General features: G+C 48.8%; 9 protein-coding genes. All 9 read left to right on the top strand.

What is annotated here, in order from left to right; genetic code table 11:
* Position 1 precedes the first annotated feature (1 nt).
* The 9 genes from ABD028_RS05355 (at position 2) to ABD028_RS05315 (ending at position 13,502) form a co-directional block, all read left to right on the top strand.
* Positions 2-346 (top strand): cupin domain-containing protein, encoded by a 345-nt coding sequence (locus ABD028_RS05355; protein ID WP_343842638.1) that lies wholly within the window; start codon positions 2-4, stop codon positions 344-346.
* Between the two features lie 2 nt (positions 347-348).
* Positions 349-1,656, top strand: a complete 1,308-nt coding sequence (locus tag ABD028_RS05350; RefSeq protein ID WP_343842635.1) for an MFS transporter — start codon at positions 349-351, stop codon at positions 1,654-1,656.
* 4 nt (positions 1,657-1,660) lie between these two features.
* Positions 1,661-2,593 (top strand): sugar kinase, encoded by a 933-nt coding sequence (locus ABD028_RS05345; RefSeq protein WP_343842632.1) that lies wholly within the window; start codon positions 1,661-1,663, stop codon positions 2,591-2,593.
* Between the two features lie 48 nt (positions 2,594-2,641).
* Positions 2,642-3,259, top strand: a complete 618-nt coding sequence (eda, locus tag ABD028_RS05340) for a bifunctional 4-hydroxy-2-oxoglutarate aldolase/2-dehydro-3-deoxy-phosphogluconate aldolase (RefSeq protein ID WP_343844043.1) — start codon at positions 2,642-2,644, stop codon at positions 3,257-3,259.
* A 14-nt stretch (positions 3,260-3,273) separates the two neighbouring features.
* Positions 3,274-4,365, top strand: coding sequence for a class II fructose-bisphosphate aldolase (fbaA, locus tag ABD028_RS05335; protein ID WP_343842631.1), 1,092 nt, complete (start codon positions 3,274-3,276; stop codon positions 4,363-4,365).
* A complete protein-coding gene (locus tag ABD028_RS05330; RefSeq protein ID WP_343842629.1) occupies positions 4,353-5,321 on the top strand; it encodes a class 1 fructose-bisphosphatase in 969 nt (322 codons plus the stop codon). The genes fbaA and ABD028_RS05330 overlap by 13 nt, the downstream gene beginning before the upstream one ends.
* Positions 5,322-5,489: 168 nt before the next feature.
* Positions 5,490-6,395: a polysaccharide lyase family 7 protein gene (locus ABD028_RS05325; RefSeq protein ID WP_425542083.1), complete on the top strand. Its 906-nt coding sequence runs from the start codon at positions 5,490-5,492 to the stop codon at positions 6,393-6,395.
* Between the two features lie 296 nt (positions 6,396-6,691).
* Entirely contained in the window at positions 6,692-9,727 is a 3,036-nt protein-coding gene (locus tag ABD028_RS05320; RefSeq protein ID WP_343842623.1) for a TonB-dependent receptor, read from the top strand.
* Between the two features lie 124 nt (positions 9,728-9,851).
* Positions 9,852-13,502 carry a VCBS domain-containing protein gene (locus tag ABD028_RS05315; protein ID WP_343842620.1) on the top strand — a complete coding sequence of 1,217 codons (3,651 nt, stop codon included), beginning with the start codon at positions 9,852-9,854 and terminating at the stop codon, positions 13,500-13,502.
* Positions 13,503-13,934: the final 432 nt, after the last annotated feature.

The following is a 13,934-nucleotide window of genomic DNA, read 5'->3' as shown; positions in this document are numbered from 1 at the left end:
GATGAACAAGCAAAGTAATCATTTTATTTTTGGCAATGACGTTGAAATTGAAGATCTTGGCGGCGGATTGAAGCGCCAATTACTGGGATTTAACCATGAACTTATGATGGTAAAAGTCTGGTTTGCCAAGGGTGCCGAAGGTTACGTGCACAAACATCGTCATTCTCAGGTGACTTACGTGGAAGAAGGCGAATTTCATTTCAATGTTGGTGGCGAGATCAAAGTGCTGAAGCCCGGTGACAGTTGCCTGATTCCACCGCACGTTGAGCACGGGGCCGTGTGTCCGACCGGAGGCATCCTGATCGACACATTCAGCCCGGCCCGAGAAGACTTTCTAAAGGAATGATTATGAAACTGAAAGGTTTGCGCTGGTGGGTGGTGACGTTAATCGCCCTGGCGACCATCATTAACTACATTGATCGTCAATCGCTCAGTGTACTCTGGCCGGCTATTGTTGAGGACTTGTTTCCAGACCAATCAGCGCTGGAGCGTAAGCAGATATATGCAAACATCTCTGTGGTCTTTGTTTTCGCTTATGCCTTTGGTCAGGCAATCTTCGGAAAAATATTTGACTGGGTGGGCACACGTATCGGATTCGTCCTGTCCATAGGCGTCTGGTCACTGGCAACCATTGCGCATGCGTTTGCTCAGGGTGTGCTTAGCTTCAGTATTTTCAGAGCCATACTCGGGGTGGCTGAAGCTGGCAACTGGCCGGGGGCAACCAAGGGTAATGCAGAATGGTTTCCGGTTAAGGAACGTGCTTTAGCACAGGGGATTTTCAACTCGGGGGCCGCAATTGGCGGTATTGTCTCCATCCCATTGATCGCTTTTCTGACTGTCTACTTCAGCTGGCAAATGGTCTTTGTGATTGTCGGTCTGGTGGGATTTCTCTGGCTGATCCCCTGGTTAGTTCTGGTCAAGGCTCCGCCGGCTATGCACGCCTGGATTACAGATGAAGAACGCGAATATATCCTGACCGGCCAAAAGCGGGTGTTGACACCGGAGAAGGCAACGCTACCGGAAGAAGATGACTATAACCCCAGCACCGCTGAACTGTTATCTCGCAAAGAAAGTTGGGGGGTTATTATCGCCTCTGCCGCTATTGATCCGATTTGGTGGCTGTTTGTTTTTTGGATCCCCATTTACCTGAACGAAGTCTACGGCATGGATGTGCAATCCATTGGTATCTATGGCTGGGTGCCTTATGTGGGTGCCATGCTTGGAGCCTGGTTCGGTGGCTTACTCGCGCAAAACAGGCTGAAGGCAGGGTGGACTGCAGATAAAACCCGCAAGCTGACTATCACGTTGGGATGTTTCATTATGTTGCCTTCCCTGTTAGCCATGGCGGATCCGGGCGAACCTGTGATCGCTGTGCTGATCATGGCGGTCATCCTGTTTGGTTTTCAAACCGCCATCGGCAATGTGCAAACGCTCCCCAGTGACCTTTTCAGCAAGCGCGCGGTGGGTACCCTGGCCGGATTTTCCGGCATGGCTGCCAAACTCGGAGCCGTCGGTCTGACCTCTCTGGTGCCATTTCTCACGGCTGATGGAAACTATACACCGGCTTTTGTTATCGGCGCGTCTCTGGCGATAACGGCGGTGGCAGCTGTGTGGATTTTAATACCCTCCATCGAACCCTTAAAGAAACCCGAGTAAGAAGATGACAAAGATATTTTTTCTGGGTGAATGCATGGTCGAACTCCGGGAACAGGATGAATCGACCATGGGGCTATCGTTTGCCGGTGATGTCTATAACTCTGCGGTCTACATGAAGCGATGTTTTCCACAATTAAGCGTATCCATGGTCACGGCCATAGGCCGCGACCGGCTCAGCGACAAAATGCTTAACCGTTTCAAGAGTGAGAGCTTGGAGACTGAGTTTGTATTCAGACATCCAAGCAAAGTCCCTGGCATTTACTTTATTGAGACAGATGAGTCCGGTGAGAGACGTTTCACATACTGGCGCAATGACTCTGCGGCCAGAAAGCTGGTTGATTTTCTCAGTGCTGAGGTTATTGAGCAGTTGACGGTCGCAGATACGTTCTTTTTTTCAGGAATACCGTTGGCCATTTTTGAACAAGGTGCGCATACGAAGTTTTGGCAATCGCTGGAGCGCCTTAAAGCGGCGGGGGTGAAAGTAGTCTTTGACCCCAATTACCGTGCCCAGCTTTGGACAAGCAAAGAAGAGGCAATAAGACAGTTTGATAAGGCCCTGAGGCTGAGTGACATCGCCCTGCCAGGTGTCGAGGATCTGACTGTACTTTACGGCATTCAATCTGCTCAGGATGCCGTCGGTTTTTGTCAACAATATGAGCTGGAAGAAGTGGTAGTGAAGAATGGACCGCATTCCGTCTTCACTCTGGTTGGCAACGAGCTTCTCAGCCACACCATCACACCTGTTACAAAGGTGGTTGATACCACATCAGCAGGGGACGCCTTTAATGGTGTTTATCTTGGTGCACGTTTATCGGGGCGAGGCATAGGAGAGTCCGTGCAACTGGCGGCTAAAGCGGCTGGAACGGTAATTCAGCATCCCGGTGCTATTGCACCTATGGCAGCATTCAAACAGACCATGTCTGAAGCTGGCATATAGCTGTTATTGCAAATCAACATCCACTATCAATTAATGAGATATTCAGACATGACTCACTTTTCTGAACTGATGTCAGGACAGACATTGTTACCTATTATTCAAGCGAATTCCCCTCAGCAAGGTGTTCAAATAGCTCAGGCCATGGCCAATGCCGGGCTAACTCTGGTAGAAGTAGTATTGAGAACGGACGCTTCTCTTGCCGCTTTAACAGCGATAAAAAGAGAAGTGCCTCAGCTCAAAGTCGGTGCCGGAACAGTGATCGATGCCCGGATTCTGAACCAGGCAATAGAAGCCGGCGCGGACTTTATTGTAACCCCGGCGGTTTCAGAGAAGCTGCTTGGCGAATTGTTAAGTTGTGGGGTGCCGGTACTGCCAGGGGTTTCGAATACCGGTGAAATTCTGATGGCTTATGAGCACGGTTTTGGCGAACTTAAACTGTTTCCGGCCTCTCTGTCCGGTGGCGCTGCCTTCCTTAGCGCACTGTCTTCAGTGTTCCAGTCGATCCGTTTTTGTCCCACCGGTGGAGTGAACCAGCAAAATAAGCGGGACTATCTGTCATTGAGCAATGTTTTTGCAGTGGGGGGGACCTGGATTGCACCTGCTCAATGGGTTGAGCAGGGGAATTGGCAGGCGATCACAACAGCTTGCCGTCAAGCGCTCAATTAATCGGGTCCAGGCCAATGACTCATTCAACCACAAAGATTCAGGCTGGCGTCGCCCTGGCCGAACAAGTCAGTGCACTGTACGCGCAGGCGCGGGCGAATCATTATGCGTTTCCCGCCGTCAATGTTGTCGGTACACAATCTATAAATGCCACCCTCGAGGCAGCGAAAACAGTTCAATCCCCCGTAATCATTCAACTGTCTTATGGTGGTTCACAGTTTTTTGTGGGTAAAGGACTTTCCTTGCCCGGCCATCAAAGTGCGGTGCTAGGCGCGGTTGCTGCGGCCAATTATGTCCACCTTATAGCCGGGCATTACGAAGTGCCGGTAATGCTGCATACTGACCATGCTGCCAGGAACCTGCTGCCATGGATAGATGGATTATTAGACGAAGGTGAACGTCACTTTGCCCGTACCGGCAAACCCCTTTTCAGTTCGCACATGCTCGACTTGTCCGAAGAACCGTTACAGGAAAATATTGAGCTCTGCGAACAGTATCTGACCCGAATGGCCAAAATGGGCATGACCCTGGAAATTGAGTTGGGGTGCACAGGTGGTGAGGAAGATGGGGTAGACAACTCTCATCTTGACAATTCGGCACTGTACACACAGCCCGAGGACGTTGCCTATGCATATGAGCGACTGAGCCGAATCAGCCCCAATTTCATCATTGCCGCCTCTTTCGGCAATGTGCATGGTGTCTATAAACCCGGCAATGTCGTCCTGACACCAGGTATTCTTAAAGCGTCACAAGCCTATGTGTCGGAAAAATTCGGCCTGCAGGTAAACAGCCTGAACTTCGTATTCCACGGTGGCAGTGGTTCCGAGCCGGAGAAAATTGCTGAATCGCTGACCTATGGTGTGGTGAAGATGAACATTGATACCGACACGCAATGGTCATGTTGGCAGGGGGTGTTGGACTATTACAGGAGCAAAGAGGCTTATCTGCAGGGGCAGATCGGTAATCCTGAGGGGGAAGACAGACCTAATAAGAAATACTATGACCCACGGATATGGCTAAGAGAGGCCGAGCAGCAGATGGTATCCAGGCTTGTCCGATGCTTTGGTGATCTTAATTGTATAAACCGGTTTCCCGCATGCGAAGACTGATCCCGGTTCTGAAACAAGATGGAGTGGACACAGATCTCATTATGCTGGTTCGTACCATCCTGGCAGCCAGCAAGGAAATTGCCTTTCGTGTCAGTCAAGGCGAGCTGGCCGGTATTCTGGGTTCGACGCTGAATGAAAATATTCAGGGGGAAGTGCAGAAAAAACTGGATGTGTTGGCCAATCAGCTAATAAAAGAGATGCTGCTGGACGATGAATCAGTCAGAGCAATTGCCTCAGAAGAGGAAGAGCATGTTGTTGCTGGCCATTCGACAGGTCGCTACATCGTCGCATTCGATCCTCTGGACGGCTCGTCAAATATCGATGTTAATGGCCAGATTGGCACCATTTTTACTGTCTATCCCGCCAGGGAGGATGTGGCGTATGACAGTTGTCAACAGTTTCATCAGCCCGGTATAAATCAACTCTGTGCAGGATACATTCTGTACGGTCCCTCGTCCCTGCTGGTCTTGAGCACGGGGGGACCCACCCGCTGTTACACACTGGATCTAACCCATGGTGGCTACCTGCTGACCAAAGCGCAGATGAATGTGCCAAGGGACAGTTGTGAGTTCGCTATCAATATGGCCAACTATCGTCATTGGAGCCGGGTTACACAGGCATATTTTGACCAGGTCCTCTATGCATCTGAACGCTTCAGACACAGCTCCGTCCGATGGAACGCTGCCATGGTCGGTGATGTTCACCGGGTGTTAAGCCGGGGCGGTATTTTTCTTTATCCGGAGGACGCGCGTCTTGGCAACGAGACGGGCAAGCTCCGATTGCTGTATGAAGCCAACCCCCTGTCATTGCTGATAGAAAAGGCAGGGGGTAAAGCGACGTCCTCAGGGCGGCGAACGCTGGAAATCATGCCGAAGGATCTGCATCAAAGGGTGCCGGTTGTCTTAGGCTCTGTTGGGCCAGTAGACGACTTTAATAGCGCTGTTTTCAGCGCATGAGTGGCCCAGCGGTCTACAGCATCTGGGAATCAACCGATCTTATTCAATTGTGTCTGATTAACGGGAATAACCATGAAAACAATAAAATGTATGTTGACGGTCTACTTAATATTGTCGCCGGCTTGCTTGGTTTTCGCAGACGACCATGGTGAGTCTGACCTGGACATCATGATGCCCGAATCTCATCGGCAATTAGCGCAAGGGGTGTTGCTTGGGAGTTTTACTCAGTTGGATCCTGCGAGAAAGCCCAGTGAAAACTTTGACCTGCTCGACTGGAGTCTAACCCTGCCGACGGATCTGAACAAAGATCAAAAGGCCGACATGGTTTATGAGAAAGCCTTAGCCGATGGGTTTGAACTGAAACCGCTGTTTTATACCGCAGAAGATGGTGGCATGGTGTTCGCTTGTCCCAATCAGGGAGCCAAAACCTCAAGCAATACCAAATATGCTAGAACGGAACTGCGCGAAATGCTCAGACGTGGCATTACCCAAATAAAGACGCAGGGCATAACTGAAAATAATTGGGTCTTCAGTTCTGCCCATGGAGCGGCGAAAAGGCAAGCCGGGGCTGTTGATGGAAGCCTGGAAGCCACCCTTGCTGTCAACCGCGTATCAGTTACCGGTGATGAAAAGAAAATCGGGCGGGTCATTATTGGTCAGATCCACGCGACTGATGATGAGCCCATTCGACTCTATTTTCGGAAACTACCGGACCATGAACATGGTTCTATCTATTTTGCTCATGAGATTAATGGTGGCGAGGATATCTGGGTCAACCTGGTCGGTTCCCGTTCTCATACTCTGGCCGATCCCACTGACGGTATTAAGTTGAACGAGAAGTTTAGCTACAAGATCACCGTCGAGGAGGATGTGTTGCATGTCACCCTGATTCGGCAGGGTAAAGCCAATGTCACCAGGCAGATGGACATGCGCCGAAGTGGCTATCATAAAGGTGATCAATACATGTATTTTAAAGCCGGTGTTTACAACCAGAATGAAAGTGGTGATCCCCGCGACTATGTGCAAGCCACTTTCTATCACCTTGATAATCAACACGATGGTTATCAATTTTAGTTAAGTCTTCCCCCTCTAAAACCCAACAGTCTTACTGCGCAATTGGTTAACCAGTTGCGCTCTCTTCAAAGCGATAACCCGCCCAAGATGGTTCTAGGTCTAAGGTTTCAAGCCTGTTTGCGGTGCTCATGCATTGGTAAAGCTTATTGGTGACTCATATTGGTAACAACAAAGTGCAATAATTGGTTGATGATGTGCTTTTGGTTGGGTATATTTCACGTAACAACTGTATTACATATATGTAACAGGCAATCCTCAACTACATGCTCGCGCAAAAGACCAACGGAGAACCCGATATGTCGCTGAAATCTGAGAATCATGCAGACTCAAGCAAACAAGAGCAGCAATTCAGGCTTTCGCCTGTCGCTAAATTGGTAAAAGCAGCAGTGATTGTCTCTCTGACCAGTTCAGTTGCATTTTTTGCAACAGCTCAGGAGGTGAGCGATGAATCTGGAAATGAAGCTGATAATAATGTTGAGCAGATTGAGGTTATTGGTACCCGTAAAACGATCCAAGACCAAATTTCAATAAAGCGCGAGGCCACTATGGTCGTTGACGGATTATCTGCCGAAGATATCGGTGATTTGCCCGCGCTTTCAATTGGTGAAGCCTTAGAGTCTATAACGGGGGCCGCGTCTCACCGTGAGAATGGCGGCGCCACAGAAATTACTATCCGGGGCTTAGGGCCCTTCTTAAGCGCCACACACATCAACAGTCGTGAAGCGACCAATGGAAGTGGTGACCGCTCTGTTAACTTCTCCCAGTTTCCGTCGGAGTTAATGAAAAAGGTCGCTATTTATAAAACTCAGGACGCATCAATGATCGAAGGTGGTGTGGCCGGCGTTATCACCCTGGAAACGCTTAAGCCTCTGGACTATGGAAAGCAACAAATTCAGGGGGAAGTAAAACTCAACTATAACCCTGATGAAGCCAATATTGATAACTCATTACAAGGCGACGTGGGCGGTCGGGTTACATTCAGCATTGTTGACCAATTTGAGTTTGCCAGTGGTCAGTCTTTGGGGGTTTCTTTTGGTGTGCAACGTCAGGATATCAGCCAACCTGAAGCTGAGTACCGGGGTTCAAGCCCTACCGGTTCTTCTTTGTGGGCATGTTTAAACGACCCCACTAACAGCAATGAAGGTTTTTTCCGAAGTTCAGCCGGAGATTGCGAAGATCAGGTGACTGGTAGCAGTAATCTGGGTTATCAGACGGCTATTGATCCCGCGACGGGTGCAGCACAAAGTGCTGGCACGCCTTACGCCTGGACCGGCAGTAGCCGTAGCTATCGACAAAACGAAACCTCTGATGAGCGTAATGCAGTGTTTCTTGCGTTGCAATATCGCCCTTCCGATGCTTGGGATATCAACTTCGATGCGCAATTCTCGGATCGTACTCAGGCAGAAGCGCGTCATGACTTACTGTTCTTGCAAAAGCGTGTCACGCCTGGTGTAACCGGCCAGAATCTCATTACCAATGACGTAGGCGGGATTCTTCATTGGCAAGGTGAAGAGCGCTTTGAATCAGTAGGTGAGCAGTTTTCCCGTGAAGAAAATTATGTCGGATACGGCCTCAATGTCGAACACTTCTTCAGTGACCGCTTAACGATTACCGCCGATATCGGTTACTCGCAAACAAAACGTGAAGAATTGCAAATTTCTAACCGGGGCAGAACGCCTGGCCGCCCTTTCTTAACCTGGGATATGGGGGAATACATCCCGCATATAACCGTCACGGATTTTGATGTGACCGACATCTCGAATTTCACAGACAGCTTACGAACCCTTATTGACCGGGAAAATGTGCGTGAAAACGAGATTATTTCGGCCCGTCTGGACTTTAACTATGCGCTGGATGGTGGTGTGTTCACCAGTGTGCAAGGTGGGGTCAGAGCGTCAGAGCTAACCTTTGTGCAGTTTGGTGGCAACCAGGGTAGTGGTTCACGAACTGAAGTATTGCTGGATGAAGGTGCAACATCAGCATTAGACGTATTGCAGCAATGTCAGATCAATTTCCCGGAGTCTAACTTTCTATCCTCAGTGTCTGACGGCAATATTATTACCCACATAGACAGTAGCGGTAACGTCGTTGCCAGTGGTACGGGCTCATCATGGGCTACTTACGATAATATCTGTTTCTCACAAGCGCTTGTGGCCTCAGTCGGTGGCGATTTTGTCTATCCGCAAGTTGAGTATCAAAATGCCGGAACTCAGGATGTCACTGAAAAAACACTGTCGGCTTACATTATGGCCAACTACGATACTGAAATGCTGGGTAAATTTGTTCGCGGTAACTTTGGCGTGCGCCTGGTGGATACCGACGTAACTTCAATTGGTTTCAGAAACAGTTTTGATGTTGTCGTCAATGAATTAGGGGTGCTGAGCCTGGTAACCGGGGATTCTTTAGAGTCCATTACCGGGGGCGGCGGTTATACCGAAATACTCCCCAGCTTTAATCTGGTAGTGGATTACAGTGACGACATTTTGCTGCGGGCCGGCATTTACCGCGGCATGTCACGTGCAAACCCCAGTGATATGAGTTACAGCCGCACATTTCAAACTGATGAAGATGTGGCTCCAACAACCTTGGCAGATTTATTTGTCGGCGTGAATGGCTCTGGTAACCCAAATATCAAGCCTCTGATGTCTTGGAATTACGACGTCGCATTGGAATGGTATCCGAACGAAGATTCAATCTTCGCCGTTAGCGTCTACTACAAACAATTTCAGGGTGGCTTCCAACAGCAGACAGAATTGGAAGACTTTATTGTTGACGGTCAGACAGTGACGTTGCCGATTACCAATTCGGTCACGACAGAAAACGAAAGTGAATTGTATGGCTTGGAAGCCTCGGTGGCCTATCGGTGGGACAACGGCATTGGCATTAAGCTTGGTTACAACTACGCCGACACCGACTTTGAGTTTGAAGACAGCTTATACGGCGATACCTTTGTCACAGATTTGGACGGCACGACGCGTCAATTGACTGAGGGCATTGTGCCACCCGGCTCGGTGCCGGGTTTTTCTGAACATGTATTCAGCGGTCAAATTTACTATCAGATAGGCGATTTTGATACTGCACTTATCTACAAGTATCGCAGCGAATACTTCCAGCCCTATACAAACAACGGCACCAGACTGCGTTATGTCGATGAGGTTGGGGTATGGGAAGCTCGCGCCTCTTACAAAATTAACAACAATATCCGGTTAAAAGTGGAAGCGATTAACCTGTTCAGTGCGCCCAAGTCACAGGATTTCTTTGTGCAGGGTAACCTGGGAGAGGTTAACGACTATGGTCCACGTTTATTTGCCGGAATTAGCCTGAAGTATTAATCGATTCGCTTGAGAGCTGAATCAGAATGCGGGGAAAAGTCGAAGCCCGCGAGTGTTTACAGATATCACTTTTGTTCAGTAACGAAGCAACGTTTAAACACTGAACCTATTAGGAGCAGAACGCATGGTTAAGCAGTCTCTGATACCGATCATCCTCGTAACCGTTTTAGTCGGTTGTAGTGGTGGTGATAAAGACGAACTGGATGGAAATAGCAGAGGAAGTATCACAATCACCGGTGGTGAGTTAATCGCAGGCACCACACTGTCTGCATCGGTTAGTGATGCAGACGGCATAAGAAACGACACCTTGGTTTACGCGTGGTCAACCGGGGCGACAGGGTCATCCTACACCATCACTGAAGCGGATGAAGGTTCTGTAATATCGGTGTCTGCCAGATATACGGATGAAGCCGGTTTCACAGAAGGTGTCGGCGCATCGACTTCAATGATACTGCCAACTCTGGATGTGACAGCAACCGTGGTAAAAGGGCCGGTAAGCGGTGCTAGTTGTGAAATATTTGCCATTACTGACACGGGCGCAGCGGTGATGCCCGCTCAGGCTTCGGCGATTTCCAGCAGTATGGGCAGTATCACTTTTACTGGAGTTCATTTTGAAGGCGCGGGTTTAATCTCGTGTTCGGGCGGTATCTACAAAGATGAGTCAACCGGCCTGATGCTTGAAGCGCCAGCTTTGCGGGCGGTGGTGAATGTTGTTGAAGGAAGCGCAGACACGCCTGCACCATCTTATGTCGTGTCTCCTTTGACTGAAATGGCAGTACAGGCAGCGGGTTCAGATTTGGGTGCCTTTGCTGAGCAAGCTGAAGCAATAAATGCCCGCTTTGGAATACGTTTTGACATTACAACCGTTTTACCGACTGAGGTAGGCGTTGTAGCTCTTGGTGCTGAAGGCGCAGTAAATGCTGATCGCTATGGCTCTGTATTAGCGCTTTTGTCGCAACTTGACGCCGACAACGTCGACAAAAATATGGCGATGCTAATTGCCGAAACCGCAGCTGATTTAGCTGACGGTGCGTTTTCACAGGCGTTGTTAGATGCCTTCGAAATCGCCCAGACGAATTTACAAACTGTGTCAGTCATCGCGAATGATGTAGATGTTGCTTTACTTGATATTATTGGATCCGCGATTGGCTACAACAACACCCCTGTCGGTGCAATTATTGAAGGGATGTTGAGCGCAACCGTGCAACACACTGCCACCGAACCTTTAACGGGTTCTGTCACTGTGATTGATCCGAACTTTGGCGAAGATGAAATTCTGGTTCAAACTGATGTGCTTCTCGACTATGGTACCTTCAGTATCAGTGCTCAGGGCAATTGGTCATACACTGTAGATGTTAACAATGAAACGGTCGCAAACCTTGCGGTGGGCAACTCTGTCAATGACAGGGTGACTATCACATCGATTGACGGAACAACTGACGAGATCGTCATTCGCATTGCAGCACTTACACAGTTAGTAAAGATATCGGATACCGGTAATGACACTGGCGAAATTAGATTTACTGTTAATAACTTACGCCAGGGTAAGCTCAGTGCTTCGTTTTCTAAAGATGAAACTTTGGGCAGCGATGGCAATGTTAAAGATGCCTACATTACACTTTATGGTTCTTCTGGTAGCTCAAGTGAGGCTTTAATTGATTTACGTATTCAAGGTACGCAAACGGATGCTAATGGTATTACCATCGCCCCGCGTTTCTTGGTAAGAAACACTGAGAGCGCCGCTTATCCGGGCGTGATTGTTACTGCCCCTTTTGTTGAAGAACAATTCTATGTCGTTGAAATTACGTGGGATTTAGATGCAGCCGAACAATTAACCCTTACTATTAACGATGAAGTTATTGGTGGCGGGTCTTTCTCTACTGCCGCTGTGGTTGACCCCGATTTCACGGATATTAATCAGTGGTTCGCCGATGGCATTAAGGCAATTCAGTTCAGATTGGGGGACAACGATAGAACGATACCTTTTGGATCTTTTTATGTAGACGATATTACTGTCTATTCCGATGTTGCTGGCACAACCAGCGTATTCGAAGATGATTTTGAAAGCTACGCAGAGGGTGACACCCTGGATGGTGACAACAGCCCTTATAGCTTAGCGATCTATTATGAGGTAGTGGTATTTGATGTTGGGGATGGCGCTAACGAGCCTACACCGGCGGCGTTCTTTGACTTAACTGCGTCTATGCCAAGCAATGCCACTCAAGCCTTGACCGGAACCGTCAATGTTGTTGATCCGGATGAAGGTGAAGCCTTTATTGTGCCTGCCTCGTTCCGCAGCAGATTTGGCAACATCGCCATTCAGGAAGACGGTTCCTGGAGCTACTTGCTTGATACCAGCAACGATGTTATTGCTGCTCTGGTAAGCGGTGAGCGTGATACAGATGCAATCACAATTGAATCTGTCGACGGCACGACCGCTGAACTGGTGATTACCATTACCGGTGTTGGCGGGGACACTGGTGGCGTCAATAATGTCGCGGTCATTATTGATACCGATCCAACTGATACCGGGGAACTGCGTTATGCGCTAGACAACGATGGCCCACTGGCACAAGGTCGAATTACCGTATCGGTTAAGCGCTTAGATGATGAATTGGGTGATGGTGATGCATTTATCACGCTATTCAACTCTGCAACCAATAACGATGGGGCGATTTTAGATCTGCGTATCAAAGATGATAGCTTTGAGGTTCGCAGCCCAAGTGGTGTAGATACCTCGGCGGCCACCGTATTGTTGGATGAATTTATGGATGTTGTCATCACCTGGGAATATCCAAATGGCAACTTAGAGGTTACACCATTGGTTAGGGTTGAAGTCGATGGCGTCAGTTTTGTCGCTGAAGGCTTTACCCCAGCTAACAATGCTACCGGTGGTGTGACGCACGTGTCGTTCCGGTTTGGTGACAATAGTGGTGTCCGACCAGAGACAGGTAAATTTACGGTTGATGACTTAGTCATTTACGCTGACACAACGGGAAGCAGTGTCGTATTTTCAGACGATTTTGAGTCATATATGGATGGTGATTCTCTCGACACAGATAACCCGGCATCACCCTATAACTCCAGTACGTCGGAAGCAAGGGTTGAGTCTACTGGTGATGCTGGTGGCCCAGGTACACCGGGCAATAAGATTGCTGAAATACGTGATACCGATGCGTCTGACACCGGAGAGCTCCGTTATGCGCTTGGTGACAATGGTCCACTGGCACAAGGTCGAATTACCGTATCGGTTAAGCGCTTAGATGATGAATTGGGTGATGGTGATGCATTTATCACGCTATTCAACTCTGCAACCAATAACGATGGCGCGATTTTAGATCTGCGTATCAAAGATGATAGCTTTGAGGTTCGCAGCCCAAGTGGTGTAGATACCTCGGCGGCCACCGTATTGCTAGATGAATTTATGGATGTTGTCATCACCTGGGAATATCCAAATGGCAACTTAGAGGTTACACCATTGGTTAGGGTTGAAGTCGATGGCGTCAGTTTTGTCGTTGAAGGCTTTACCCCGGATAACAATGCTACCGGTGGTGTGACGCACGTATCGTTCCGGTTTGGTGACAATAGTGGAGTACGCCCAGAGACGGGTATACTTACGGTTGATGGCTTAGTCATCTACTCCGACACGGCAGGATCCAATGTCGTATTTTCAGACGATTTTGAATCCTATGGAGAGGGCGACTCTCTCGATACAGACAACGCAGCGTCACCTTATAACTCAGCAACGTCTGAGGCTACCGTAGCGGTTGAATAACACCTTCTAGCCTCTGCTACGCGCTTGCTGAGACATAGAGGGAGTATAGATGTGAGGATGGCGGGAGTGATCCCGCCTCCTACTTGTTTTAAGCAAAACCGTCTTGCAGCAAATAGTACCTTGTAGTCTGCCAGCAAAATCCGAAAGTCTGCTTTGGGTATTCGCTGCCTGCATATCTGTTATGGCTGTTTTTAATTTCATAGAACGTAGCCTGGGCAAATTCTTCAGGATTGCTTGAATTATTAACCTTATACCGCCAACTTTGGAATAGTGGTGATTCACCTCAGGGTGAAGTATTTTTGCTTGTGCCTTGACCGTCATCACTGCCTCCACAGGAGAGTGCAGATAATGACAAGCTCGCGACAACAACGAGTGAGCGCAGTCGAGTTACTGTTTTGGCTGATGACACATCACACATCACCACTTCTCCTA

This window comes from Bowmanella denitrificans, from assembly GCF_039522935.1.
Classification (GTDB): domain Bacteria; phylum Pseudomonadota; class Gammaproteobacteria; order Enterobacterales; family Alteromonadaceae; genus Bowmanella; species Bowmanella denitrificans.
This window is presented reverse-complemented; position numbering and strand designations above follow the sequence as displayed.

Bases quoted from the DNA above. Each gene is read 5' to 3' on its own strand.
- ABD028_RS05355 (WP_343842638.1), top strand. From the start codon at position 2: ATGAACAAGCAAAGTAATCATTTTATTTTTGGCAATGACGTTGAAATT.
- ABD028_RS05350 (WP_343842635.1), top strand. From the start codon at position 349: ATGAAACTGAAAGGTTTGCGCTGGTGGGTGGTGACGTTAATCGCCCTG.
- ABD028_RS05345 (WP_343842632.1), top strand. From the start codon at position 1,661: ATGACAAAGATATTTTTTCTGGGTGAATGCATGGTCGAACTCCGGGAA.
- eda (WP_343844043.1), top strand. From the start codon at position 2,642: ATGACTCACTTTTCTGAACTGATGTCAGGACAGACATTGTTACCTATT.
- fbaA (WP_343842631.1), top strand. From the start codon at position 3,274: ATGACTCATTCAACCACAAAGATTCAGGCTGGCGTCGCCCTGGCCGAA.
- ABD028_RS05330 (WP_343842629.1), top strand. From the start codon at position 4,353: ATGCGAAGACTGATCCCGGTTCTGAAACAAGATGGAGTGGACACAGAT.
- ABD028_RS05325 (WP_425542083.1), top strand. From the start codon at position 5,490: ATGATGCCCGAATCTCATCGGCAATTAGCGCAAGGGGTGTTGCTTGGG.
- ABD028_RS05320 (WP_343842623.1), top strand. From the start codon at position 6,692: ATGTCGCTGAAATCTGAGAATCATGCAGACTCAAGCAAACAAGAGCAG.
- ABD028_RS05315 (WP_343842620.1), top strand. From the start codon at position 9,852: ATGGTTAAGCAGTCTCTGATACCGATCATCCTCGTAACCGTTTTAGTC.